This window comes from Candidatus Aminicenantes bacterium, assembly GCA_026393855.1.
In the GTDB taxonomy this organism is placed as follows: domain Bacteria; phylum Acidobacteriota; class Aminicenantia; order Aminicenantales; family UBA4085; genus UBA4085.
The window spans coordinates 1-23,958 of sequence record JAPKZJ010000109.1 but is presented as its reverse complement, the minus strand read 5'-3'; the positions used below and the strand labels follow the sequence as shown (position 1 = coordinate 23,958).

The following is a 23,958-nucleotide window of genomic DNA, read 5'->3' as shown; positions in this document are numbered from 1 at the left end:
TGCCAACCATCGTTGATCCGGTCATAATCTTCGCCGATCCCTGCCATGAATAATCGCTCCGCGACCCTCGGCGTACTGGCGATGGCCGCCACCGCGTTTCTCTGGAGCATCGCCGGCCTGTTCATCAAGGTCGTCGACTGGCATCCCCTGACGATCGCCGGATTCCGCAGCCTGATCGCATCCCTGGTCATTCTTCTCTATCTTAAGCGCCCCCACCTCCATTTTTCATTCCCCCAGATAGCGGCGGCCTTGGCCAACGCGGCGACGATGCTTCTGTTTGTCTCGGCCAACAAGTCCACCACTTCGGCCAACGCCATCCTGCTGCAATACGTCGGGCCCGTCTTCACCGCGTTCATCGCGGCCGTGCTTCTGAAGGAGCGCGTCCGTCGCGAGCACGGCCTTGCGTTTCTGTTCGTGGTGGGTGGGATGGTCGCGATGTTCCTGGACAAGCTCGGCGGCGGCCGGCTCTCCGGCAATATCCTGGCGGTTCTATCCGGGCTGACCTTCAGCTTCTATTTCGTCTTCATGCGCATGCAGAAGGACGGCTCGCCGCTCGAATCGATCCTGTTGTCGCATTGGCTAACGGCGGCCATCGGGATCGGCGCCTCGCTGTTCCTGCCGATGCCGCGGGTCACCTGGGGGGCGATCGGCGCCGTGGCGGTTCTGGGGACCGTGCAAGTCGGCCTCTCGGCGATCCTCTTCGCCTTCGCCATCAAGCGCATCTCCGCCGTGTCCGCGAACTTGGTCGCGGTGATCGAGCCGATCTGCAATCCAATCTGGGTCTTTCTCGTCCTGGGGGAGGCTCCGGGCATGCGGGCTCTCCTCGGCGGCGTCGTCATCCTCGTCGCTGTCACGGCGGCCTCGCTGATCAACGCGCGGCGGTCTACCGTTTGACGGCGATGCAGTCGATCTCGATCTTGGCGTCGAGGGCCAGCCTGGCCACTTGGAAGGTGGCCCGGGCCGGAGGGGCGGTCTTAAAGAATTCGGCATAGACTTTGTTCATGGCTGCGAACTCGCCCATATCTGCGAGCATGACCGTGCATTTGACGACGCGGTCGAGCGAGCTCCCGGCCGCCTCCAGGATGACCTGCAGGTTCTTGAGGACCTGACGGGTCTGTTCTTCGATGCCGCCCGTGACGAGCTTGCCCGTGGCGGGATCGATCGCCAGCTGGCCCGAACAATATACGAACCCGCCGGCCGTGATGGCCTGGGAATACGGTCCGATCGCCTTGGGCGCCTGGTCGGTCTGGATGACGGCTTTGGGGGCGTTGACGGTTTGGGCCGTCAAGGTGACGAGGCCGAAGACGGCCATGGCGATCGCCAGGGTCGGGATGAAATATTTCTTCATGGCCATAGTCTCAATATTCGGTCGGAATGCCGGACAGGATTTTATCCACCTTCTCGGCGACGGAGGCCAGTTGCATGGCTTTGAACATGTTGCCCTTGAGCTTGATCTGGCCGCTCATCAGGGCTTTCTTGGCGCCCAGCTCGGCCCGCAAGATCTTGACCATGACTTCGTAGGAACCGGTGAGGTGGAACTCGGCCTCCGGCGGCTCGCCGGGACCGATGGCGAGCGTCGTCAAAGCTCCGTCCTTGAACCGGAACAGGACGTATTTCGTTCCTCCGCCGGGGCAGTCCAAGTGGACGTTCGACATCGATGCGTTCGTGCGGTTCAACTGCTCGGGCGTCAGCTCGGCCTTAAGCCGGCGTTCCGCCTCGGCCCGCCACTCCTCGCTTAAATACGGCAAAGGGGTCATGGGGATCTCCTTTTAGTCCATCTTTTATAAAACAGGAATTGGCCCCTGTCAAATGAACCCTCTTTCTGAGCGACGCTCAAACCCCGATATATTGGTTCATCTCCCAACTCCGGGAAACGCGGTCCGGAGTGTCACCACGGCGGCGCGGGTTCACCACTCCTTTTTACGCAAATCCGCTCGGCGCCTCGGAACTCCGCATTCGAGATCACCCGGTTATGGAGACTACCCCCTCCGTTCCGATTCCGGTAGATTGTCGCGTGCTCAAACAGCCCTCGGCACATGCAGCCGAAGGTGCTATCCAATCCCCGCCTTCGAAGGCGGGGCAGGGGTGGTGATATCAATGAGAATAAGAGTGTTGTGCGCCTTCGGAATAAAAAGCTTTCTCCTCTCGGTTTCGCCGTTGGCCGACACACCGAACCGCTGAGGTAATCGGGGTTTGGCGTCGCGAATGTATCAGCGGGCCGATCCCAGGCTGGCGTCGAGCCTGGGGCGGGGGACGGAGGTCAGGAGGTGATGGCAGAAATAGCAGTGATTAGCCGTCCGCCCGGGGAATTTCGTTCCCCCCGCCAGCAGTCTTTGACGAATCCGGGTCAGACCGAGCTCGAAAACGGCCCGGACATAATCGTTCTTCGCCGCGCGGGCGATGAGATCGGCGGCCGTATGGTGTTTGATGTTCCCGATCGTCAGGCGCTCGTCATCCGTGGCGTATCCGCAGCACGGCTTGACCGCCCCATCGGGCAGGACGTAGAAGACGTGACCGGGCCCGCGGCAGAAATCCTCCTTGAACCAGGCGCCGCGCCAAGGGTCGACGAGGTCAGCCGCCCGCCCGAGAGGAACAAGGTCGATCGCTGTGACCGGGATGAAGAAAGCATCCGAGGCGATGATCCGACGGCCCTGTCGTACGCTGAGCCGGGCCTCGAGCTTCCATGCCAGCGCGGCCAATCGTTCCTCGGTCTCGGCTTCGCGCACTCCGCGGACGGCGACGACGCCGGCGATATCGGGCCTGTTCCAGATTTCGGCCGCCGTCCGGATGAAGGCGGCCGGCTTGGCGACGCCGGTGCCGTGAAAAGCATCCAGGCTGACGCCGAATGAGCCGTCATAACCTTTGTCGCGCAGGCGCGTCAACGCCGTCCGGAGCTCTCCGATCGTCCGGAACCAGACCGCGTTGGTCGTGATTCGATCGAACAGCAGGCCGAGCCGGACGGCCCGGGCGGAGACGGCTTCGAGGAACGACGGGTAGAGGAACGGTTCGCCGCCCGTGAACCCGATCCGCTCCACCGGCGTCCCGCGGCAGGAATCGAGAAATCGCAGCGCGGCCGTGACGGGCAGCCTCACCGATCCCGGCGCCACCGAACAATGGCGGCAGCGGAGATTGCAGGCCGAGAGGGGAGAGAACAGCACTTCGCGCGGCTCGAACCCCTGGCCCTTCGTCGGCGGTTTCATTCGACGCTCCTCCCGTCCTTCTTATCTTTTTTCCCGGTCCGGGTCAATGCGATGAACCGCCGTCGCGTTGACATTTCGGCCGCCCGACCCTACAATGCAGAGGCTTTCGCCGGCCCCGAACTATGAGCTCCCTGATCAACCTCGCATTAATGCTCGGCCTTCTCGCCGCGCCGTCCGCGGCTCCGTTGTCCTCCGGCCCGGCCGGTGCCAAGCTCGTCGTCGTCGCCACGGTCTTTCCGTTGGCCGAATTCGCCCGCGATGTGGCGGGCGACGCGGCCGTCGTCTCCCTGCTCCTGCCTCCCGGCGCCGACGTCCACACCTGGCAGCCGCGCGTCGGCGACGTCCGGGCCTTGGCCTCGGCCGACCTGCTGATCTCGGTCGGCGGGGGATTGGAACCCTGGCTGCCCGGGCTTGTCCGCGGTGCCGCGAAGCCGGGCTTGCGGCGGCTCGAAGCGTCGGCGGGGTTGGCCGTTCTGCCGGCCCACCAACACGAGGCGGGCGAGTCCGAGCCAGCGGATCACGCCGAGGAAGCTTTCGACCCTCACGTCTGGTTGGATTTCGGGCTGGACGAAGCCATCGTCGACTCCTTGGCCAAAGCCTTGACGGACCTCGCCCCCGGGGAGGCTCCCGGCTTCGGGCGGCGGGCCGAAGCCCTCAAAGAGCGCCTGCGCGCCCTGGACGCGGCTTTCCGGGAGGGCCTGCGCGCCTGCGCCGGGCGCGAGTTCATCCTGGGCGGACATGCCGCCTTTGCTTACCTGGCTCGCCGCTACGGCTTGATCCAAACATCCCTCTATGGCCCCAGCCCGGATGCCGCGCCTACGCCGAAGACGACGGCCGCCATCGTCGCCCGGGCCCGCCGGACCAAGGCCCGGACGATCTTCTACGAGCCCAACGTCGGCGATAAAATGGCCCGCCTTGTCGCGGCTGAGATCGGCGCCGACATCCGCCTGCTTCATCCCGGGCATAATATCAGCCCGGCCCAAAAAGCGGCCGGGATTTCGTTTTTCCGATTGATGGAAGACAACCTGGAGGCTCTCCGCCATGGCTTGGCCTGCCGCTGACACGGCCCCCCTGGTCCGAGTCGCAAACGTTTCCTTCGCCTTCGGCTTCCGCCGGGTGCTCGAAGACGTCACCCTGGATATCGGCCGGGGAGACTTCCTTGCCCTGCTCGGTCCCAACGGCTCGGGCAAGACGACCCTGGTCAAGATCATCCTCAACCTTCTGCGGCCCGAGCGCGGCGAAGTCCGCCTTCTGGGCCGGCCGGCCGACGAGTTCCAGGAATGGGAGCGGGTCGGCTATGTGCCCCAGAAGGCGACCCATTTCGATCCCACTTTCCCCGCCTCGGCCCGCGAAGTCGTGGCCATGGCCTTGCGCTCCTCGCGCGCGGCGGCCCGCCTGCCGCGGCGGGAGCAGGATGCGGCCATCCGGCGGGCCCTGGACTTGGTCGGGATGGACGAGCATCGCGACCGGCCTATCGGCCGCTTGTCGGGAGGCCAGCAGCAGCGCGTCTTCATCGCCCGGGCGATCGTGACCGAGCCGGGGCTTTTGTTCCTGGACGAGCCGACGGCCGGTGTGGACGCCGAGAATCAGGAGCGCTTCTACGATCTGCTGGGCCGCCTGAACACGGCTCAGGGCATCACCATCGTCCTGGTGACCCACGACATCGGGATCGTCAATAAACACGTCAGCCGGGTGGCCTGCCTCAACCAGCGGCTGATCTACCACGGGACCCACGAGGACTTCTGCAGCTCCGACGCAATCGAGGCGATGCTGGCCGGCGGGCATCACCTCGTCTCGCACCGCCATTGAGGACGCCGCCGTGATCGAAGCCCTTCTCCATTACGCCTTCCTTCAGCGGGCCTTGGTCGCCGGCTTGTTCATCGCCCTGGCTTGCGCCGTCCTGGGCGTCTTCCTGCTGCTGCGTAAAGACGCCATGATCGGACACGGCCTGTCCCATGTCGCCTTCGCCGGCGTCGCCATCGGCCTGCTGGTGGGCTGGATGCCGCTTCTCTCCGCCCTGATCGTATCCGTGGCGGCGGCCCTGGGCATCATGAAGCTCAAGGAGACGGCCGGTCTGCACGGCGATACGGCCATCGCCATCCTGAGTTCGGTCGGCTTGGCCTTGGGCGTTACCCTGGCCTCCATTTCGGGCCGCTTCAACGTGGCCCTGTTCGGATTCCTGTTCGGCGACGTCCTGGCCATCGAGCCGGTCGAAGTCTGGTTCTCGATCGGGCTAGCGGTTCTGGTCGTCGGCCTGGTCGTTTTCCACTATCATCGCTTCCTGTTCATGACCTTCGACCGCGAGGCGGCCCGGGTGGCCGGTGTTCCGGTGCGCTGGGCATGAAGATCGTCGGCATCCTGATGGTGGCGGCCTTGCTGGTCATCCCGGCCGCGGCCGGTCTGCAGGCGGCCCGCAGCTTTCGCGGCGCCGTCATCGGCTCCTGCGCGGTTTCGGCCGTTTCGGTGGTGGTCGGCTTGCTGGCGGCCTACGCCCTGGACTGGCCCGCCTCGGGCACGATCGTCCTGACGGCGTTCCTGCTCTTCGCGATCCTGTTCCTGCGGCGCCGTCGCTTAGGTTGAGATTCACCTCCAGTAAAAATGATCTTCTCCCGTCTCCGGGGAAGGTGAAGCGTCATGGTGTTCGTCCAACGGCGAAATTGCGAGGGCGGCGCCTTTTTCCACAACTCTCCGAGGGAAGCCAACGGCCGCCGAGGGCTGTTTGAGCACGCGTCCATTTAACGGAATCGAAACGGAGGGGATGAATGAACACGACGACTTTGTTCTTCCCTTCCTTCTTGGCCCGATAGAGCGCCGCGTCGGCCAGGCCGATGATCTCTTCGGTCTTCTGGCTGAGGAAAGGCGAGGCGTAGACGCCGATGCTGACCGTGATCCGGCAGGTCCTGTCGTCCATATGGTCGGTTCGGAAGGGGAAAAGGGAGATCTCCTTGCGGATGCGCTCGGCCGCGGCGGCCGCGTCCAAGCAGGAAGTCATGGGCAGGATGACCAGGAACTCTTCGCCCCCGTACCGCCCGGCGACGTCCGAGGATCGGACGACGTCCTGCAGGAGCTCGCCGAAGGCGCACAGGACGCGGTCCCCGACGACATGGCCGTAGCGGTCGTTAAGCGGCTTGAAGTCGTCCAGGTCGATCATCATCAGGCTGAGGGCCGACTTATAGCGCTCGGACCGCTGGATCTCCTCCTGCAGCCGGGCTTTGATGTAGGTCTGGTTGTAAAGCCCGGTCAGCCCGTCCCGGACCGCCAGCGTCGTCAGCCGTTCGCTCAAGGCAATCCCGCTCAGGGCGATGACCAGGATAAGGACGAAGCCGAGCGTCAGGATGGAGCGCTCCAGGGCCCGAAAGCCGACCCAGTTCCAGTACTGCGGGATGAGATCGCCGAGCGAGATGTAGATGAGATAGGCGCCGACCATAATGATGATGGCCCACAACCGCTTATTCAGGCCTTTGGTGACGAGGGGGAGTTTGCGCATGGCCTTGTCTGCCTTTCTTGGGTTATTAGGACTTGGCGAATTCTTTCTCGACACGGGTGCCGATCACGGCCGCGGCCCGCAGAACGCGACGGCGCAGGGAGGCCGCCTGATTGGCTGTTTGGGCCTTGAAGGCGGCGTCTTTGAGCCCCGGCAGGTTGATCCGGACATTGTAGTAGGCCCCCTCCGCCGCGGCCCGGGCCGCCAGGGCGGCCACTCCGGCGTCGCTGAGGGAGTTGCGGTTGCCGTCGCGGGCGGCGACGGCCGCCAGCTTGAGCAGGTCCAGGGCGGCTTCCAGGGTCCGGAACGGAACCAGGGTCGCCTCTTTGGTGGCGGCCTCGACGGCGGCGTCCCGCTCGCGGGCCTGATCCTCGGTGGCCTTGGGCAGCCGGAAGGCGTCCATGACCTTATTGAAGGCGTTGGTGTCGAGATCGACCAGGGCCAGGTACTCGTCCTTGAGCTCCTGGGCCCTCAGGGCCGTCCGATTCATCTCCTCGGCGAACCGCTCGTAGCCTTTCTTGCCCACCGTCAGGTTGGCCACCATCGAGGACAGGCCCGCCGACAGCGCGCCGCACAGGGCCGCGACGCTGCCGCCGCCGGGAGCCGGCGATTCCATCGACAGCTCGTCGACGAAGGCCCGCAGGGTCATCCCGACCAGGGCCTTGGCCGATTCTTCGAACTGGTATTCGATGATCTTCTTCTTCGGATCGAAGAGGGCCACATCCGAGAGCCCGAGGGAGCGGACAGCGACTCGAATGAGCTCCGGCTCCGGGACCCCGGGGCACTTGCCCTGCTTGGCCAGGTAGTGCCGGCCGGAGGCGAGGAGCGCGTCCTTGGGGATCAGCCCGACCAGCTCGCTGCCGGTGACCCGCATCCCCATCCGGGCCGCCTGCTCGCAGACTTCGTCGAAGACGACATGGATGGGAGTCGCCTTGTAGTTCGTGAAGTTGATCGAGATCTGAGCCGTCTGGTAGTCCTCGATGTACCAACCGACGGCCTTGATGTGGTTGAACTTGCCCGGCAGCTTGAGCGACGCCCCGGCTGCGTCGCGGACGATGGCGCCGTCCTTGTCGCGCTGGGCCCGGCCGCTTTCCCGGATGGTGAGGGCGATCTCGTTGGCCAGCTTGCGGTCGCGGGTGTTGAGGTTGATGTTGTAGGCGATCAGGAACTCGCGGGCGCCGATGACGGTGGCCCCCGAACAGGCTCGGAAGACCGGCTCGCCGCAATCCGGGGCCCAGGCCGGATCCTTGAGCTTTTCGGCCAAGCCTTCGTATTCGCCCTGGCGGACCGCGGCTAGATTGCGGCGCTCCGGCTTCAGGGCGGCCTCTTCGTAGAAATAGACCGGGATGCCCAGCTCGTCCGCCACCCGGCGGCCGAGAGCATGGGCCAGGGCGACGCATTCAGCCATGGTTACGCCGGAGACGGGGACAAACGGGCAGACGTCGGTCGCCCCGATCCGGCTGTGGGCGCCTTTGTGGCAGGCCATATCGATGACCTCGGCAGCCTTGCGGATGGCCCGGAAGGCGGCTTCGGACGCCGCCTCGGGGGAGGCGACGAAGGTGACGACGGTGCGGTTGGTGGATTCGCCGGGATCGACGTCCAACAGCTTGACGCCCGCGACCGCTTCGATCTCGGCGGTGATGGCCCGGATCTTGTCTTGATCCCGTCCCTCGCTGAAGTTGGGGACGCATTCGACGATCTTCATTCAAGGCTCCTTTCGGTCGCGGCTCTTGGTGTAGAGAAACTGGCCCTTGGCATCGTAGTATTCGACCAGGTCGAACTCGATCAGCCGCTCGTCGCAGACCGCCCGATCGCCGGCGATGACGATTAGAAACGGGGCATTCATGCGCTGGCGGGCGGTCTCGGCGATGCGGTCGGCGCCCACGGACCAGGTCTGTTCGTAATAGCCGTTCCAGGCTTCATCCCCCCAACCGGCGGCTTTGATCAACGCCGCCCGCGAGGCGAAGTCCTCCAGCCGGGCCAGGCGCAGGGGGAAGTTGCCCGTGATGACGGTCTTGGCTTGCAGGATCTCATCGACGGAGACCGGTTCCCGGGCCGGTAGGCGGAGCACGCTCAACAGCTGTTCCGTGGCGGGGAACAGGGTTCGGGGGGCGACCAAGGCCCGGGCCAGGAAGAAGGCCCCGACCCGGAAGTGGTTCACTTCGCTGAAGGCGTACTTGGCATAGTTTTTGCTTTCGCGCAGACTCATGAATAAGCGGGAATTGAGCGTTCCGCCCAGAATCTGGTTCAGGACGGACAGGGCGAACCGGTCGGGGATCTCGGGCGGCGGGTAGATGGCGCCGGCCATGATCGCGCAGTCCTTGGCCCCGGGGACGTCCAAGAAGCAGATCCGGTCGCGATCCTGGACAGGCGGGGCGAGGGGCGGCAGGGCGGGTATATCCCGCCGCTGCCAGATGTAGAGATGGCGGCTGATCCGGCGAGACGCGGCGTCGAGGCCGATGTTGCCGGCCAGGATGATCTGGGCGCTGTTGGGGCGATAGAAGCGATCGAAGAACAGGGCCAGGTCGCGCAGGTTCCAGTTCTTGATGACGTCGCGGCCGAAGGCGAAGCTGGCGTAGGGATGGTTTTGGAAGAGCAGGCGCATCAGGTGGCGCCGGGCCCCGAACTCCGGGTCCTTCTCCCGCTCCGCCAGCTCGTAGGTCAGGTTGGTCCTGACCTGGATCAGCTCGCGCTCGGAAAAAGACGGCTGCAGGAGCATCTGGGCCAGAAGGGCGATGATCGCGTCGAGGTTCTCTTCCAGGAACTGGAACGTGACGAAGACATGATCCTGGGTGATGTCGAGCGACATGGAGCCGCCCAGCGACTCGACCAGCTCCTCGATGGCCGCGGCCGAAAGGGTGCGCGTGCCGCGCAGGAACATATTGGCGGCGCAGGTCGCCAGCCCGGGCAGGCTCTTGGGCGACCGGATTTCCCCGGCGTCGAGGACGAGCTGGAGGCTCATCAGCGGCGTCGTCGTCCAGGGCACGACCGTGATCCGGAGGCCGTTGGTCAGGCCGGCGGTCTCGATGGCCGGAAGCCCGAGCGACGGCAGGGGATCGGCGGCCGGCGGAGTCCGACGGAATCGTTCCTGGGCGGTGAGCGGAGCGGCGGCTAATAGCGCCAGGCAGAGCCAGGTCGCGGGCAGCCTATTCGGCCGACCTTTCATCGAAGCCTCATGTTGACCAGGAAGGAGTTGGCCGGGGTGAAATACCGCGCCGCCAGGCCGACGATGTCCGCCGGGGTCACGGCCAGGAACTTGGCCAGCTCGGCCGGGGCGGCGTCGAGGTCCCGCTGGATGAACCACAGGTCGACGAGATACAGGGCCCGTTCGATGGCCGTACCGACGCGCCGGTAGTATTCCCGCTTGAAAAGGGCCTTGTACCGATCGAGCTCGGCCGGCGAGAGGAGGCTCTGCTTGACGCGGGCCAGCTCGTCGAAGATCTCGATTTGGCAGGGCTCGAGCTGGGAGGGGTTGGCTTGGACGAAGATTTTATAGATGGACCTCTCCCGGCGCCGCTCGATGCCGCCGGCCATCCGGAAGGCGATCTTGCGGTCGGGGTCCAGAAGCCGGCGGGAGAGACGCGAGGTCCGGCCCCGCAGAAGCACGTAATCCAGAAGGACCAGGGTGTAGTACTCGGCCGAGGTCGAGGGCGAGAGGCGGAAGCCCAGGCTGAAGGCGGGGGAGAGAGCCGCCGGATCGAGAAAATCGCGCTGCGCCGGCCTGCGGCCGGGAGCGGGGGGCGGGTCGAAGACGGGGGCGATGTCGCGGCCCCGGGGCAGAGTGTCGAAATAACGGGCCACCAGCTCCCGGACCTTCGGCTTCTGGACGTCGCCGGTGATGCAGAGGACGGCGTTGTTGGGCGCGTAATAAGCGGCATAGAATGCCCGAGCGTCCTCCAGGGTCAGCCCCCGGATGTCCTCCTCCGATCCGAACGGGGGATGGCCGAAGGCGAAATCCGGATGGATCATCTGGTCGAAGGCCGCCAGGCCCTCGTAGTAGGGCTCGGTTTTGCGCCGGGCCCGGAGGTCGTCCAGAAGCTGGCCTCGGGCGGCGTCGAAGCGGGCCTCGTCGATCTCCAAAAACCGCATCCGGTCGGACTCAAGCCAGAGGGCCAGGGCCAGGTTGTTGGCCGGCAGGGTCTGATAAAAAACGGTCCGATCTTCGGCGCCGGCGGCGCTCAAGCTCCCTCCGACGCGGTTGATGAAGTTGATGTGCTGAAGGGGAGGGACGTCGGTCGAGCCGGCGAACATCAGGTTTTCCAGGAGCGAGGCCAGGCCGGTCTTACCCGGCTGTTCATAGAGCGAACCGACCTTGTAGGCTACGACCACCGAAACGAGGGGCAGGGCGTTGTCTTCCGAGATGACGACCGTCAACCCGTTCTTGAGCTTGTATTGGGTCAGCGGGAAATCCTCCCGCTGGGAGGCGGCGGGCGCGGCCGGCTGGATTTGCGGCGATCCGGACAGCCCGAGCCAGGGCAGGAGAGCGCAGGCGACGGCCAGACCTCTCCTCGCGCGGGCCTTCATCGAAACTGCCACGGCGTTAAAGGTACCATATTCGGGGGGAGAAGGGAACGCGACGGGCCGCCCCTGTCCCCTGGGATCAACCGGTTTCCTCGGACGAAAAGACGATCCGCGAGAAGCACTCGGGGATATGCGAATCGTAGACTCCGTGCCGATTCAGGGCCCAGCCCGGATCGGGCGAGACCCTGATCCCGGCGGCATGGAAGGCCTCGAAGCGGCTGAAGTCCATCCGCCATTCCTCGCCGTCGCGGGGGGGAAGAGGCCGTCCCTGGGCCAGGGCGGCGAATCCCTTCCAGGGAAAGGCCAGCTCGACTCTCCAACCGCGGTCGATATCCCGGTCGTCGTTGAGGGTTCCGTCCACGAAAACGGCCCAGCGCAGGCCCGGGAAATCCCAATCCATGAAGGCCCAGCGACGGCCCCGCGGGTGTTTCCCGTACCGGGAAACATCCTGGAAGCCGCCGATGACGTCGACGGGATGGGCCGAGAGATCGAACTCCGGCCGGTCGGCGAAGCCCGCTTTCCGGTAGGCATCCTGCCAGATATAGAAGACTTCATAGATCGTGCCGCGGGCGTTGACCTGGAATTCGTAGTAGCCGTCGGGTCCGGCGATGAACAGCTCGACGTCGTTCTCGGTCCAAATGAAGGCATCGCGCTCGGTCAGGCGGGCTTGGACATGGGGCTCTTCCACCCAATAGCCGACATAAAAATATTCCTCGTCCCAGAGGGCGGCCATTCGGGTGTCGAACGGCCCCGGCACGCCTGTGACCAGGTCCACGAAGCGGGGCGACCGCTCGGCCCGGCGCCAAGGCCCGGATTCGAGGCGGCCGTTCAAGGCCGGCGGGCGGGATGTCCGGCGGCAGACATAGCGGGTCAGATCGGAAGGGGGGCATCCATAGGCGTTCGTCATGAGGCGCTCACTTTTCCGCGGCCCGTTCCACGGCGCCGAAAATGCGGAGGAAATTGCCGCCCAGGATCTTGCGGACGTCGCTTTCTTTGTAGCCGCGGCGCAGCAGCTCCTCGGTCACGGCGATGAGCTTCCCGGCGTCTTCCAGTCCGGCCGGGGCGGCGGAGATGCCGTCATAATCCGAGCCCAAGCCGACAGCGTCGGCGTTCCCGGTGACCTTGACGACATGGTCGATATGGTCGACCAGAGTCCGGACATCGACCTTGGGCAGGGTCTTGTCCAGCTCGGCGATTCGTTTGTCGGCCAGGGCCCAGGCCGGATTCTTCTTGTCGGGGTCGGTACGGATCGCTTCGCGGTAGTCGGTCGGCAGACCGTTCTCCCGGGCCGTCGACTCCCTAAGCGCGATCCGCTTCTTGTCGGTTGCGGCGTCCAGGAAGCCGGTCGAAAAGTTGATCCCGACCATGCCGCCGGCCTTGGCCAGAGCCTTGAGCATGTCGTCGGTCAAGTTGCGATGATGGTCGGCCAGGGCCCGGCAGCAGGAGTGGGAGGCGACGACCGGCGCCTTGGACAGCCGCAGGACGTCCCAAAAAGTCTCGTCGTGGGAGTGGGAAACGTCGATGATCATCCCCAGCCGGTTCATCTCGCGGACCACGCTTTCGCCGAATTCCGTCAGGCCGCCGTATGTCGGGGCCGGATCGCCCGAGGCATCGGCCCAGTCGGTATGCGTCCAGTGGGTCAGGGTCATCAATCGGACTCCCATCCGGTAGAAGGCCCTCAGCAGGTCGAGATCGTTCTGGATCGCGTAGCCGCCTTCGATGCCGATGAGGGCGGCCGTTTGGCCGGTGTTGCGGACGGCGGAAAAGTCGGCCAGGGTCCGGATGACGGCGAGGTCGCCTGGATTTTGGGCGGCCAGCCGGTAGACGGCTTCGATCTGGTCGAAGACGCCCTTGGCCGAGGTCGCCTTTTCGATGTCCGTCGCGGGCGGCGGGGCGTAGCAGGCGAACACCTGCAGGTCCACCGCCCCGCGCTTGAGTTTGGGGATGTCGATATGGCCCTTGGGCAGGTCGAGCCGCAAATCCTCGCCGGCCATGAAGCGGCTGATCGTGTCGCAGTGCAGGTCGACGACCGCGGCGTCCTTGTGTAGGAACTCGGCCCGGAAGCGGGGATCGAAGAGGTTGTCTGTCGTGTTGTCGGCCAAGGCTTGGATCACCTCCGCGTGGTATCGGCCGGCCAGTCCTAGGAGCTCGGGGTCGATGTAGTCGACCCGGTCGCCCGGCCGGTGGTATTCGGGATGCTCGTCGTCAAGTGCGTTGGTCAGGAGCCCCCCCGTCCGCAGGCTGATGGAAGCCACCCCCTTGTCCCAGAACGTGGAGTGGTCCGAGCCGCGGTAGTCGACCCGGGGTTTGAGCTTGGCCGAGATGTCGGGATCGAGCTTGGGCCGGATGAGATCGTAAAAGCGGGCATACTCGAACAATCCTCCGATAAAAAGATCGGAGTCTCCGGTGCCCACCATGTCCATGTTCAGGTAGCAGACCGTTTCGGCCAACGGGATGACCGGATGCTCGACGTAGAAGCGGGAACCGACGGTCCCGTTCTCTTCACCCGCCCAGGCGGCGAAGAGAAGCGTGCGAGCCGGACGGTAGCCGGAGGCTTGGATGGCGCGGGCGATCTCCAGCACGACCGCGACAGAGGCGGCGTTGTCGTCGGCGCCGGGATAGACGAGGCCGTTCATATCCGATCCGAGATGGTCGAGATGTCCGCCGATGATGACGGCCTCGGCTTTGCGCTTGGCATCGCGGCCGGGGAGGAGCCCGAGGACGTTGAGGGCTGTCCGGTCTTCGCGGGCGAAATGGGCTTCCATCTCGACCGAAGCGTCGAGGGCGAAGGAGTGGGGCGACTTCAGGCGCAGGATCCGGCTCACGGCATCGCGCCAGCTCGACTTAGCCGCGTAAAACAGGTCGTCAAGGACGTCGCGGTCCGCATGGACGACGACGAATCCGGCCGGGGCCGCGCCCGGCGGGATCATCCCCGAGGCTAGGCGCCGGATGGACGGGCGGCCCCTCTCGTTGAGGTTCATTTCGATGATTCCCGCGGCGCCGCGTTCAGCCGCCAGCTTGACCTTTCGCTCCAGCGTCCAGCTTTGGACGACCGCGGTCCCGAAGGAGGCGGGCGCATCGGGCAGGATCACCAGGATCCGGCCTTTGGCGTCCAGGCCTGCGTAATCGTCCCAAGCCGGCGAGTCCGAGACGACGCCATAGCCGGCGAAGGCGACTGGTCCCCGGGCGGTCCCCGAGCCCGTCCCATAGGCCGGGAAGAAATCGCGATCGCGTCCGGCCGTGAAGGCCTTGGCCGCGGGCGAGACGATCGCGAGGCGGGGCGGCGGATCGAAGGAGGTCTGGTTCTTGAACGGCACGTCTTGGAAGTAAGATCCACCGGCTGCGGCGGGGATCAGGCCGTATTCCTTCATCCGAGCGGCCACGTATTCGGCGGCCAGCCGGTATTCGGGCGATCCCGAGGCGCGGCCCTTCATGCCGTCCACGGCCAGGACGCGAACGTGTTCGAGGGCTTTGCGGCCGTCGATCGGAATCTTGACCGGCGGGGCGGAGCGGAGCGAAAGGCCAAAGGCCAGGGCGAGCAAGGGAAGGGCGGCGCGCTTCATCGGCGGGTTCCTTTCATGAAACGGAAAAGTAATGTAGTCCAAGCGGGGCCTCAAAACAAGAAGGGCTCGGAGTATAGGGGTTCGCTCTGGCGGAAATTTTTGCGCCGTGGCGTCTCGTTTTTCTCGGCGGCTCGGAACTCGCGTCCCGCATCGATTCAACGGTCTTGGTACGGTCCGCTCAGACATCCTCGCCGTCCTGCCTCTTTCCGGGCAGGATTCCTTCGAAAAACGGGAACACGCGGCGAAATTTCCGCATCGGCGCTCACCCCCACACTCCTCGCCTTGTTAAAGAGCTATTCCGAGAGAAGGGAATCTGCATTCGCGAAGCCTAGCTTTTCGCTACTTGCTGAATCGATTAAAATAAAATATACTAATTCGCTAGGAATAAGCTGTTCATGACACTCGTCCAGGCGCCCAAGGGAGTCGTCCTCCGCATCGCCGCGATCGCCGGGGGCGAGTCCGTCCACCGCCGGCTGATGTCCCTGGGCTTTCATGAAGGCGATCGGATCGAGGCGGCGGGACGGGGGATCATGGGCGGGCCGGTCCTCCTGCGCAATCTGGACTCCGGCGTCACCGCCGCCGTGGGCCGGGGCATTGCGGCCAAGATCCGGGTGGAAGCGATCGATGAGCGGCCGCAGTGAGCCCGTCATTGTCTTCCTGGGCCAGCCCAACTGCGGCAAGAGCACGCTTTTCAACGCCATCGCCGGCCCCAAAGCCCACACTTCCAACTTCCCCGGTACGACCGTCCAGCACACCCACAGCCAGGTCCTCGTCCGCGGCCGTATCCTAAGCATCGTTGACCTGCCGGGGACTTATTCCCTGAGCCCCTCCGATCCCGCCGAGCGCACGGCCCTGACCCATCTGTTCGGCGAGCCGCCCGATCTCGTCGTCAACGTCGTCGACGCCTCCATCCTCGGGCGGAGCCTGGAGCTGACTCTGGAGCTTCTGGAGATGGGCCTGCCCATGATCGTCGCCTTGAATATGTCCGATCTGGCGGCGCGCAGGGGGATCGTTGTCGACCCCGCGGCCCTATCCCGCCGGCTCGGCTGTCCGGTCGTCACGACCATCGCCCCGCAGGGCAAAGGCGTCCTCGAGCTGCTGGATGCGGCGAGCGAATGCCTCGCCGCGCCCTGCCGCGGAACCGCGCCGCGCTGGTCGGCCGACGTCGAAGCCGTGATCGAAGGCGTCATCCGTCGGCTCCCGGCCGGATTTCCCTGTCTCGGCAACCCGCGCTTCACGGCCATCCGAATGCTCGAAAGCGGCGGCCTGTTCTGCGCCGAATTCCTGACCGAGCTCGAGCCGGGCCTGGCCGCCGATCTCGATGCGGCCCGGGCCTCGCTGGAGAAGACCCGCGGCCGCCCGGCCTATGAAGTCATCTCGGGGGAGCGCCATCATCTGGCCCAGAAGCTCTTCGAAGAGACGGCCCGGGTCCGACGGATGCGCCGACCGCTTTCCGACCGCCTCGATGATATCCTCCTTCATCGATGGCTCGGATATCCCGTCCTGGCCGCCGTCCTGTTAGCCTTCTTCCTCGTTATATTCAAGGTCGGGGCGCCCCTCGAAACCCTTCTCCTCAAGCCTTTTCTGGGCTTGCGGAGCCTGCTGGCCTCCCGGTTGGACAGCCGGCTTCTTTTCCATTTGGCTGAGGGACTGCTGCAGGGGGTCGGGGGAGGGGTGGCCATCGTTCTGCCCTACTACGTCCCGCTGCTGGCTTTGATGGCCTTGCTGGAGGATGTCGGCTATCTGGCTCGGGCCGGTTTCCTGCTCGACGCCTTCATGCACCGCATCGGCTTGCACGGCAAGTCCGTCGCGCCGTTTATCCTCGGGTTCGGCTGCAACGTGCCGGCCATCGTCTCGACCCGCATCCTTGAATCCCGTCGCGACAGGGTCCTGACCTCCCTGCTCATCCCGTTCATCCCATGCTCGGCCCGGACGACCATCATCCTAGCCTTGGTCGCGTTCTTCCTCGGCCCCTGGTGGGCCCTGGGCTTTTATGCCGCCAATATCGTTCTTGTGGCGGTCCTGGGAAAAGTTTTGAGCCTCTTCATCAAGACAGAATCGCCGGGGCTGATCCTCGAGATTCCCTCGCTCAAGGCGCCCTCGCTCAAGAATGTGGGGCTCAAGATCTACCTGCAGCTCAAAGCGTTCGTTCGCTTCGCCTGGCCGCTGCTCATCCTGGGCAGTCTCGTCCTCGGGGTGGTCCAGTCTCTGCATTGGGACCAGGCGATCAACGCCGCCTTGGCGCCGCTCGTAGTCGGGGTCTTGGGTTTGCCGCGCGCTCTCGGCGTCACCCTGATCTTCGGATTCCTGCGCAAGGAGCTGTCGCTCCTGATGATGCTGCAGGCGCTGGGCGTCAGCTACGCCGGGTTGGCCGCCGTGATGACGCACCAGCAAATCGCTGTCTTTGCCGTCTTCGTCAGCCTATTCATCCCGTGCCTCTCGACGTTCGTCATCCTGTGGAAGGAGACGGGGCGGCGGGTGGCGTTTTTATCGGCGGGGTTGAGCGTCTCGGCCGCGATCCTGATCAGCCTGCTGGTGCGCCTGTTCCTCTGACCTTTATTCCTTTTCTGAAATACAATCCCCATTCAGATCTCTAGGATATTTTCTTTCAGTTGACTTGATGTAAGATCAATTGAAAGTACTATTTAATTCTGATTTAATATCAAAAGATTTAGTTCGAGCGGGTGGGGGGTATGAACAAGATGAGAAGAGAAAGAAATAAAAAGAGCCCAAAGCCGTTTCGAGAGTATTTTGAGCTTATTATCGAGACAGCGGTCTTTGTGTTCTTCGTCATGACCTTCGTTGTCCAGGCGTTCCAGATTCCGACTGGATCGATGGAACCGAACTTGCTTGTGGGTGATTTTCTTCTTGTCAATAAGATGGCATACCGCAATGTGAGCAACGGGATTGACCAATGGGTCCTACCCAAGAGGCCTGTTAGGCGACAAGATATTATCGTCTTCAAATACCCTAATGAGCTAAGCAAGGATTATGTTAAGAGGGTTATCGGCCTCCCGGGCGATAAGATCGAAATCATAAAAAAACAGGTTTTCGTCAACGATAAGCCTATTGAAGAACTCTATAAACGCCATATCGATCCCCGCATCTATGACTCGGCCGAGGACTCACGACGCGACAATTTTGGCCCCATCACCGTCCCTCCCGATTCGATCTTTGCTATGGGGGATAATCGAGATAACAGCGAGGACAGCCGGTATTGGGGTTTTGTTCCCAAGGCCAACCTCAAGGGGAGACCCTGGGTCATCTATTTCTCGTACGCTGCCGAATCTGGAGCATATCTAAAGACAGGCTTGGCCGATCGGCTCAAGAAATTCGCCGGCTTCTTCACTCGGGCTCGCTTAAATCGCATTCTCAAGGTCGTTCATTAGAGGCCAGTCTGCCACGGTGCGGAATAATTAGGCTCATCTCCCATCTCCGGGAAATGAACGCGGTTAGGGGTGTTGGCCAACGGCGAAATTGCGAGGGCGGCGCCTTTTTCCACAACTCTCTGAGGGAACCTGGCTCTGGCCAGGCGCCGAGGGCTGTTTGAGCACGCGACCACCAAACGGAATCGAAACAGAGTGGGTGGTCTCCCAAATCGGACAATCTGGAATGCGCAGTTTCGAGGCGCCGAAGAGAGCTGTGGGAAAAGGCGAAAAGAGCCCGAAGCCGCCGGGTCGACATCCCGAACCGCCCTTCCCGGAATTAGGCGAAGAACCCTATAAATAGGATTGGTGTGCCAATGGTCTATGAGGTGTTTATGGTAAAATACCCGCTGCCATGAGCGAGCTAACGGCGTATTTGGAGACCGCGCGGGGGATCGCCCTCGAGGCGGGATCTCTTCTCCGGGAGAGATACCATCGCTTGACCGAAATCCGGTACAAAGGCGAGATCAACCTCGTCACCGAGGCCGATACCCTGGCCCAGGCCTTGATTATCGATCGCCTGTCCAAGGCCTTCCCCGGGCATGATTTCCTGGCCGAGGAGGGAGTCAAATCCTTCTCCGGGGCCGAGTTCCGCTGGGTCATCGATCCCCTTGACGGAACGACCAATTTCGCCCACAAGCTGCCCGTCTTCTGCGTCTCGATCGGGCTGGAGAAAGGGGGCGACCTGGCCGCGGGCGTCGTTCACAATCCCATGACCGGCGATCTGTTCTGGGCCGAGAGAGGCGGCGGGGCTTTCCACAACGGCTCGCCCATCCGCATCTCGCCGACGGCCGATTTGGGCCACGCCCTCCTAGCCACCGGATTCGGCTACGACGTCTGGACCACCCGCTGCAACATCGACGAGCATGAGCGGATGGTCATGCGCTGCCAAGGCATCCGGCGCTGCGGCTCGGCCGCCCTGGACCTCTGCTTCGTGGCCTGCGGCCGCTTCGACGGGTTCTGGGAGCTCAAGCTGAGCCCCTGGGACACGGCCGCCGGCGCCGTCATCGTCCGGGAAGCGGGCGGTCGGATCACGGATTTCGACGGCCGGCCCGTCGACATCTATCGCCCCGAAGTCTGCGCCAGCAACGGCCTCGTCCACGAGGCCATGCTTTCCGTTCTGAAGCCGAAATAGCCGCGCTCGGGCCCGACCCCCGCCGGGACGAGCGATGATCCGGGAGGTTCGCCATGAGGAACATCGGACCTGCTGCAAGCTTTCTCCTCGCCGCGCTGCTCCTCGTTCTGGTCCCGCCCCTGGCGGGGCAGGAGCCGCCTCCGACGCCCCCTGCCGCGCAGACCGGTCCCCCCGAAAGCTTCGTCCTGATCAAAACGATCACCCAGGCCGGCAGCGCAGCCTGGACCGACACCGGACTGCAGGTCAAGCTGGGCGACGAGTTCTATTTCGAGGCCGAGGGATCGATCTGCATCCAGAAGAACAATCCCGTGGCAACCTGCGGGCCCGAGGGCCTGGCCCTGCGGACGATGCAGCAGCCCCTGCCCGACAAGAACCTGGGCAGCCTGATCGGGATGGTCGTCTTCCGGGTCGATGTGATCGAGGACAAGCAGACCAAGGAAAAGACCGAGCGCCGGTACGGCGAGCGCTTCGCCATCGGCAAGGGGGTTCTGGCGTCGATGCCCGAGGAAGGCAAGCTGATGCTGGGCGTCAACGAAAACATCACCGGCGACAATACGGGAGAGTTCGTCGTCCGGATTTACCGAAAACCCCCACCCCGGGGGTAAAATCGATTTCGTTTCCCATTCTCGGAGGTTCGTTGCGCAGGGCGAAGGAAAAGCTTTTTATTCCGAAGGCGCACAACACTTTTATTCTCATTGATATCACCACCCCTACCCCGCCTTCGAAGGCGGGGATATGTTAGCGCCTTCGGCTGCATGTGCCGAGGGCTGTTTGAGCACGCGACCATCTCTCGTTATCGAAACGGATTGGGTGGGCAACGATACCGGGCGATCTTAAATGCGGAGTTCCGAGGCGCCGAGGAGAGCTGTGGAAAAAGACGAGTAGAGCCCGAAGCCGCCGGGCCGGATACCGCCCCGCAGGCTCCGAGAATGGGGAACGATACCGATTTACGTCCCGCCGTTGGCCTTCTTGGCCAGAAACTTTTCCAGGAACTGGGTGTCGTAGTTGCCGTTCTGGAAGTCCGAGTTGGCCAGGATGGCCAGGTGCAGCGGGATGTTCGTCTTGATGCCCACGATAGTGGTCATCTCCAGGGCGGTTTGCATCTTCTTGATGGCCAGATAGCGGGTCGGAGCGTAAGCGATGATCTTGGCCACCAGCGAGTCGTAGGTCGGCGGGATGACCCAGCCGCCGTAGGCGGCCGAGTCCACCCGGATGCCCTCGCCGCCGGGCAGGACCAGGAATTCGAGTTTGCCGGGCGAGGGGGCGAAGGTCGTCGGGTCCTCGGCGTTGATCCGGCATTCGATGGCGTGGCCGCGGATCTCCAGGTCGAAGGGGAAGTTGATCTTCTCGCCGGCCGCCACCCGGATCTGAGCCTTGACCAGGTTGATGCCGTAGACCATCTCGGTGATGGGATGCTCCACCTGGACCCGGGTGTTGGCCTCCATGAAGTAGAACTTCTTGTCCTCGTCGACCAGGAACTCGAAGGTGCCCAGGCTCTCGTAGCCGATGTGCTCGGCGGCGTCCTCGACGGCCTTCATCATCCGCTTGCGGAGTCGGTCGTCGACGAAGGGGGAGGGCGTCTCCTCGATGACTTTCTGGTACTTGCGCTGGACCGAGCACTCGCGCTCGGCGAAGGCGATGATCTCGCCCTTTTGGCCGCCGATGATTTGGATTTCGATGTGGTGGGCCCCGGTGATGTACTTCTCGATGTACAGCGAGGGGTCGCCGAAGGCCGTTTTGGCCTCGTTCTGGGCGATGGGGAATTGCTCTTCCAGGTGGTTCGAATTGCGGCAGATGCGCATGCCTTTGCCGCCGCCGCCGGCCGCGGCCTTGATGATGACGGGGTAGCCGATCTTCTGGGCCACCAGCTTGGCTTCGGCCGCGTCCTCGAGGATCTTGTCGCTGCCCGGGATGAGCGGCAGCTTGGCCTTGCCCATCTCCTGGCGGGCCCGGTTCTTGTCGCCCATCATCCGGATGATGGAGGCCGGCGGGCCGATGAAGGTCAGGCCCGAGGTCTCGCAGATCTCGGCGAAGCGGGCGTTCTCGGCCAGGAAGCCGTAACCGGGGTGGATGGCGTCGGCCTTGGAGATCTCGGCCACGCTCAGCAGGTTGGGGATGTTCAGATAGCTGTCGCGGGCGGCGGCCGGGCCGATGCAGTATTTCTCGTCGGCCAGCATGGTGTGGAGGGAATTCCGGTCGACGTCGGAATAGACCGCCACGGTCTTGATGCCGAGCTCCCGGGCGGCCCGGATCACCCGCAGGGCGATCTCACCACGGTTGGCGATGAGAATCTTCGAAAACATGGGGCCTCACGCGTTGGGGACGATGGCGAAGAGCTTCTGCCCGAATTCGACGGGCTTGCCGTTCTCGACGAAGATTTCCTTGACGGTGCCGTCGATGTCGCACTCGATCTCGTTCATCAGCTTCATGGCCTCGACGATGCAGAGCGTCTGTTTCTTCTTGACCGGGTCGCCGACGTCCACGAAGGGCGGCGAGCTGGGGGAGGGCGCGCGGTAGAAGGTGCCGACGATCGGCGAGGTCACGTGATGGACGTTGCCCTTGGGCTCGGCGGGCGGCGGCATCAGCGGGTTGGCCATCCCGCCTCCCCCATCGGTTCGGGCCGCGCCCTGGTGAGCGGGCGTCGGCTGATTGACGGGGGCGTAGACGACATGCGCGTTTCGGCTGATCTTGATCTTGAAGCCTTCGATTTCAAGCTCGAATTCCGCCAAATCGCGGTCTTCGAGCAACTTGATGACCTTGGTGATTTCATCGAAATCGATCTTGGGGGTCATGCAACTCTCCTCGGGAGATATGGGAATCTCCTTTGTTTTCTTCATTTTTCCCGAATGATCGGCTAGAACGCCTATTTACCTTAACAGCAGTCGCCGGGTAGTGTCAAGCCGTCACTCGGCCAGGAGTTACCCCAAAATATTTTCAGTTTTTAGAAGAGTAGTCGCTGGAAGACGGACGGCGGGGGCTGTCTGGGCGAAGTGCCTGGTCCTCGGGTGCGGTTGAAGAGGACCTGCTTGATGCCGTCGGCCAGCGCGTAGAGCCGGAAGTCTGGGATGCCGAACACTCGACGAGCCGCTCGGACCAGATGTTTCGACAAGACCCTCAGCTTCATTTTGATTCCCAGATAAATGGCCGTGAAGTACAGGACCGCCACCAAGAGAGCCATCATGTTCTGCAGCCGGCTGTACTTCAACACCCGGATGTCCTCCAACTGATAGCTCTGCTTCATAAAACGGATCGTCTCCTCGATCCGCCAGCGCGTCAGATAGGCCTCAACGATGTGCCAGATGACCTTTCGACTTCGCTTCAACCGCAGATTCGTCAGCAACATCATCGGCTCCCGGCCGAAGCCTTTGACCACGACCAGCCCCAACTCGTCTGGATGATCCGGCAAGCGGACCCGGCGATAACCGACTTCCAACCGGCGCGGCTTTTCCCCATCACCGTCTTCCCGGGCGATGTATTCATGGAACAGCATCGGACAGTCCTGCGCGGCTTCCAACACGGACTCTTCCCGGTCCGTCAGGACGGTGCGGTCGCTTCTTACGCGGATGATGAACCGCAAGCCCTCATGTAAGAGATAACGATAAAGATAGCCGCGGTCTCCGCCTCGATCGATGACCCAGATCCCACGCTTCTGGGTCTTCGCCGAGACCTTCCCGATGGCCTCCCGCAGCTCGATGTTTTCGCTCTGGAAGTCGGGCGCCGTATGGGAGAAGAGCCGGCCATAGAGAGGCAGGATCTGAGCCGAACCCGTTTCCGCCCCGACGATGTTCAGTGTCCAGTAACCCCGATTCTTCGTCTTCTCGCTGCCGTCCCAGACGGTGGCCAGATGTTCCATCTTCTGCGCATACTTCTTGTGCACGTCGGAGAGATCCAGGATGAGCAGGGTCAGGTCCCGAACCCGCCCGGCCGCCCGCATCAATAACCGATTCGTCAACCACCTGGCCAAGCGGGGGTTGCGCAGCTGTCGGGATAACCGTTCGACGGTCTTCTTGATGGGAATCGGCTCGGCCAAGGCCCGGCTCACCTCCGTCAGCCGGACCGATTGCCGGGCCTGGATGCCATAAATCATCTCGGCCACGAAGCGGGCCAGGACCTTGGGGAAGCCCCGTGAAAGTTCCCCCGAAAATTGTAAAATCTGGGCTCGTATTTTGGAGGCGATTCTGGCAGAATCCATATGGGGTCTCCAGAGGGAAACTCGCGCCAACGAGTTCCTCGTGTTTTTGAGATGAGAGACCCCATTCTATTTCAAAGTTCCCCCATTTTTCCGATTCCAGATCGAAATCCGTGCAACTTGTCCGCTTCTTGGAACTTAGCCGATTTCAGACCAGTTTATTGGGGTAAGTCCTGTTACTCGTTCTCTTTTCCCGATTTCATGATCTTGGCCCAACTGTCCCGCAGCGTCACGGTACGGTTGAAGACGGGCTTCTCCGGCCGGCGGTCCTTGTCGGCCACACAGAAGTAGCCCAGCCGTTCGAACTGGACCTTCCGGCCCGGTTCGACCCGGGCCAGCGACGGCTCGACCCTGGCGTCCTTGACGATTTCGAGCGAGCGGGGGTTGAGATTGACCTTCCAATCCTCCCCTTCCTCCAGCTCGCTCGGGTCGCGCTTGCTG

General features: G+C 63.4%; 21 protein-coding genes and 1 pseudogene. 9 read left to right on the top strand and 13 right to left on the bottom strand.

Annotated features, from left to right (window positions below; translation table 11 throughout):
• Positions 1-45: 45 nt before the first annotated feature.
• Positions 46-894: a DMT family transporter gene (locus tag NTZ26_13425; GenBank protein MCX6561502.1), complete on the top strand. Its 849-nt coding sequence runs from the start codon at positions 46-48 to the stop codon at positions 892-894.
• Here the strand turns inward: NTZ26_13425 and NTZ26_13420 are convergent.
• From NTZ26_13420 to NTZ26_13410, 3 genes are all read right to left on the bottom strand, one after another.
• On the bottom strand, positions 884-1,312 hold the full coding sequence (locus tag NTZ26_13420) for a RidA family protein (GenBank protein MCX6561501.1): 429 nt from the start codon (positions 1,310-1,312) through the stop codon (positions 884-886). The genes NTZ26_13425 and NTZ26_13420 overlap by 11 nt on opposite strands.
• Before the next feature lie 46 nt (positions 1,313-1,358).
• A complete protein-coding gene (locus NTZ26_13415) occupies positions 1,359-1,757 on the bottom strand; it encodes an SCP2 sterol-binding domain-containing protein (GenBank protein MCX6561500.1) in 399 nt (132 codons plus the stop codon).
• A gap of 453 nt (positions 1,758-2,210) precedes the next feature.
• On the bottom strand, positions 2,211-3,200 hold the full coding sequence (locus tag NTZ26_13410) for a radical SAM protein (GenBank protein ID MCX6561499.1): 990 nt from the start codon (positions 3,198-3,200) through the stop codon (positions 2,211-2,213).
• A gap of 122 nt (positions 3,201-3,322) precedes the next feature.
• Here NTZ26_13410 and NTZ26_13405 point away from each other — a divergent pair, with 122 nt between their 5' ends.
• From NTZ26_13405 to NTZ26_13395, 3 genes and pseudogenes are all read left to right on the top strand, one after another.
• Positions 3,323-4,261 (top strand): zinc ABC transporter substrate-binding protein, encoded by a 939-nt coding sequence (locus NTZ26_13405; GenBank protein ID MCX6561498.1) that lies wholly within the window; start codon positions 3,323-3,325, stop codon positions 4,259-4,261.
• The gene (locus NTZ26_13400) at positions 4,242-5,009 is read left to right on the top strand and encodes a metal ABC transporter ATP-binding protein (GenBank protein MCX6561497.1); all 768 of its coding nucleotides are present in this window, start codon (positions 4,242-4,244) and stop codon (positions 5,007-5,009) included. Before NTZ26_13405 ends, NTZ26_13400 begins: the two co-directional genes overlap by 20 nt.
• 10 nt (positions 5,010-5,019) lie before the next feature.
• Positions 5,020-5,780 (top strand): annotated as a pseudogene (locus NTZ26_13395) (metal ABC transporter permease).
• A gap of 52 nt (positions 5,781-5,832) precedes the next feature.
• Here NTZ26_13395 and NTZ26_13390 read toward each other — a convergent pair.
• The 6 genes from NTZ26_13390 to NTZ26_13365 all read right to left on the bottom strand — a co-directional run bounded on the left by NTZ26_13390 (position 5,833) and on the right by NTZ26_13365 (position 14,768).
• Positions 5,833-6,687 (bottom strand): GGDEF domain-containing protein, encoded by an 855-nt coding sequence (locus tag NTZ26_13390; GenBank protein ID MCX6561496.1) that lies wholly within the window; start codon positions 6,685-6,687, stop codon positions 5,833-5,835.
• Positions 6,688-6,712: 25 nt separating this feature from the next.
• Positions 6,713-8,389, bottom strand: coding sequence for a glutamate formimidoyltransferase (gene ftcD / locus NTZ26_13385; GenBank protein MCX6561495.1), 1,677 nt, complete (start codon positions 8,387-8,389; stop codon positions 6,713-6,715).
• Positions 8,390-9,850 (bottom strand): pitrilysin family protein, encoded by a 1,461-nt coding sequence (locus tag NTZ26_13380; protein MCX6561494.1) that lies wholly within the window; start codon positions 9,848-9,850, stop codon positions 8,390-8,392.
• Positions 9,847-11,208 (bottom strand): pitrilysin family protein, encoded by a 1,362-nt coding sequence (locus NTZ26_13375; GenBank protein ID MCX6561493.1) that lies wholly within the window; start codon positions 11,206-11,208, stop codon positions 9,847-9,849. The genes NTZ26_13380 and NTZ26_13375 overlap by 4 nt, the downstream gene beginning before the upstream one ends.
• A gap of 76 nt (positions 11,209-11,284) precedes the next feature.
• Positions 11,285-12,112: a carbohydrate-binding family 9-like protein gene (locus NTZ26_13370; protein MCX6561492.1), complete on the bottom strand. Its 828-nt coding sequence runs from the start codon at positions 12,110-12,112 to the stop codon at positions 11,285-11,287.
• Between the two features lie 7 nt (positions 12,113-12,119).
• Positions 12,120-14,768 (bottom strand): M20/M25/M40 family metallo-hydrolase, encoded by a 2,649-nt coding sequence (locus NTZ26_13365; GenBank protein ID MCX6561491.1) that lies wholly within the window; start codon positions 14,766-14,768, stop codon positions 12,120-12,122.
• A gap of 395 nt (positions 14,769-15,163) precedes the next feature.
• On the opposite strand from NTZ26_13365, the gene NTZ26_13360 reads away from it, so the two are divergent.
• From NTZ26_13360 to NTZ26_13340, 5 genes are all read left to right on the top strand, one after another.
• Entirely contained in the window at positions 15,164-15,409 is a 246-nt protein-coding gene (locus tag NTZ26_13360; protein MCX6561490.1) for a FeoA family protein, read from the top strand.
• Positions 15,393-17,321 (top strand): ferrous iron transport protein B, encoded by a 1,929-nt coding sequence (gene feoB / locus NTZ26_13355; GenBank protein ID MCX6561489.1) that lies wholly within the window; start codon positions 15,393-15,395, stop codon positions 17,319-17,321. The genes NTZ26_13360 and feoB overlap by 17 nt, the downstream gene beginning before the upstream one ends.
• A 140-nt stretch (positions 17,322-17,461) precedes the next feature.
• Positions 17,462-18,157 carry a signal peptidase I gene (lepB, locus tag NTZ26_13350; protein ID MCX6561488.1) on the top strand — a complete coding sequence of 232 codons (696 nt, stop codon included), beginning with the start codon at positions 17,462-17,464 and terminating at the stop codon, positions 18,155-18,157.
• 391 nt (positions 18,158-18,548) lie between these two features.
• On the top strand, positions 18,549-19,328 hold the full coding sequence (locus NTZ26_13345; protein MCX6561487.1) for an inositol monophosphatase family protein: 780 nt from the start codon (positions 18,549-18,551) through the stop codon (positions 19,326-19,328).
• Positions 19,329-19,381: 53 nt separating this feature from the next.
• Positions 19,382-19,933: a hypothetical protein gene (locus NTZ26_13340; GenBank protein ID MCX6561486.1), complete on the top strand. Its 552-nt coding sequence runs from the start codon at positions 19,382-19,384 to the stop codon at positions 19,931-19,933.
• A 342-nt stretch (positions 19,934-20,275) separates the two neighbouring features.
• On the opposite strand, the gene accC is transcribed toward NTZ26_13340, so the two are convergent.
• The 4 genes from accC to NTZ26_13320 form a co-directional block, all read right to left on the bottom strand.
• Positions 20,276-21,631, bottom strand: a complete 1,356-nt coding sequence (accC, locus tag NTZ26_13335) for an acetyl-CoA carboxylase biotin carboxylase subunit (GenBank protein ID MCX6561485.1) — start codon at positions 21,629-21,631, stop codon at positions 20,276-20,278.
• 6 nt (positions 21,632-21,637) lie between these two features.
• Complete coding sequence (gene accB / locus NTZ26_13330; protein MCX6561484.1) at positions 21,638-22,120, bottom strand: acetyl-CoA carboxylase biotin carboxyl carrier protein; 483 nt, start codon at positions 22,118-22,120, stop codon at positions 21,638-21,640.
• A 149-nt stretch (positions 22,121-22,269) separates the two neighbouring features.
• Positions 22,270-23,520: a transposase gene (locus NTZ26_13325; protein ID MCX6561483.1), complete on the bottom strand. Its 1,251-nt coding sequence runs from the start codon at positions 23,518-23,520 to the stop codon at positions 22,270-22,272.
• 173 nt (positions 23,521-23,693) lie between these two features.
• Positions 23,694-23,958 (bottom strand): glutamine--tRNA ligase (locus NTZ26_13320; protein ID MCX6561482.1); only part of this gene is annotated, 265 nt, incomplete at its 5' end.

What these genes read in the sequence shown, in the direction of transcription:
- NTZ26_13425 (MCX6561502.1), top strand. Translation starts at nt 46, where the DNA reads ATGAATAATCGCTCCGCGACCCTCGGCGTACTGGCGATGGCCGCCACC.
- NTZ26_13420 (MCX6561501.1), bottom strand. Translation starts at nt 1,312, where the DNA reads ATGGCCGTCTTCGGCCTCGTCACCTTGACGGCCCAAACCGTCAACGCC.
- NTZ26_13415 (MCX6561500.1), bottom strand. Translation starts at nt 1,757, where the DNA reads ATGACCCCTTTGCCGTATTTAAGCGAGGAGTGGCGGGCCGAGGCGGAA.
- NTZ26_13410 (MCX6561499.1), bottom strand. Translation starts at nt 3,200, where the DNA reads ATGAAACCGCCGACGAAGGGCCAGGGGTTCGAGCCGCGCGAAGTGCTG.
- NTZ26_13405 (MCX6561498.1), top strand. Translation starts at nt 3,323, where the DNA reads ATGAGCTCCCTGATCAACCTCGCATTAATGCTCGGCCTTCTCGCCGCG.
- NTZ26_13400 (MCX6561497.1), top strand. Translation starts at nt 4,242, where the DNA reads ATGGCTTGGCCTGCCGCTGACACGGCCCCCCTGGTCCGAGTCGCAAAC.
- NTZ26_13390 (MCX6561496.1), bottom strand. Translation starts at nt 6,687, where the DNA reads ATGCGCAAACTCCCCCTCGTCACCAAAGGCCTGAATAAGCGGTTGTGG.
- ftcD (MCX6561495.1), bottom strand. Translation starts at nt 8,389, where the DNA reads ATGAAGATCGTCGAATGCGTCCCCAACTTCAGCGAGGGACGGGATCAA.
- NTZ26_13380 (MCX6561494.1), bottom strand. Translation starts at nt 9,850, where the DNA reads ATGAAAGGTCGGCCGAATAGGCTGCCCGCGACCTGGCTCTGCCTGGCG.
- NTZ26_13375 (MCX6561493.1), bottom strand. Translation starts at nt 11,208, where the DNA reads ATGAAGGCCCGCGCGAGGAGAGGTCTGGCCGTCGCCTGCGCTCTCCTG.
- NTZ26_13370 (MCX6561492.1), bottom strand. Translation starts at nt 12,112, where the DNA reads ATGACGAACGCCTATGGATGCCCCCCTTCCGATCTGACCCGCTATGTC.
- NTZ26_13365 (MCX6561491.1), bottom strand. Translation starts at nt 14,768, where the DNA reads ATGAAGCGCGCCGCCCTTCCCTTGCTCGCCCTGGCCTTTGGCCTTTCG.
- NTZ26_13360 (MCX6561490.1), top strand. Translation starts at nt 15,164, where the DNA reads ATGACACTCGTCCAGGCGCCCAAGGGAGTCGTCCTCCGCATCGCCGCG.
- feoB (MCX6561489.1), top strand. Translation starts at nt 15,393, where the DNA reads ATGAGCGGCCGCAGTGAGCCCGTCATTGTCTTCCTGGGCCAGCCCAAC.
- lepB (MCX6561488.1), top strand. Translation starts at nt 17,462, where the DNA reads ATGAACAAGATGAGAAGAGAAAGAAATAAAAAGAGCCCAAAGCCGTTT.
- NTZ26_13345 (MCX6561487.1), top strand. Translation starts at nt 18,549, where the DNA reads ATGAGCGAGCTAACGGCGTATTTGGAGACCGCGCGGGGGATCGCCCTC.
- NTZ26_13340 (MCX6561486.1), top strand. Translation starts at nt 19,382, where the DNA reads ATGAGGAACATCGGACCTGCTGCAAGCTTTCTCCTCGCCGCGCTGCTC.
- accC (MCX6561485.1), bottom strand. Translation starts at nt 21,631, where the DNA reads ATGTTTTCGAAGATTCTCATCGCCAACCGTGGTGAGATCGCCCTGCGG.
- accB (MCX6561484.1), bottom strand. Translation starts at nt 22,120, where the DNA reads ATGACCCCCAAGATCGATTTCGATGAAATCACCAAGGTCATCAAGTTG.
- NTZ26_13325 (MCX6561483.1), bottom strand. Translation starts at nt 23,520, where the DNA reads ATGGATTCTGCCAGAATCGCCTCCAAAATACGAGCCCAGATTTTACAA.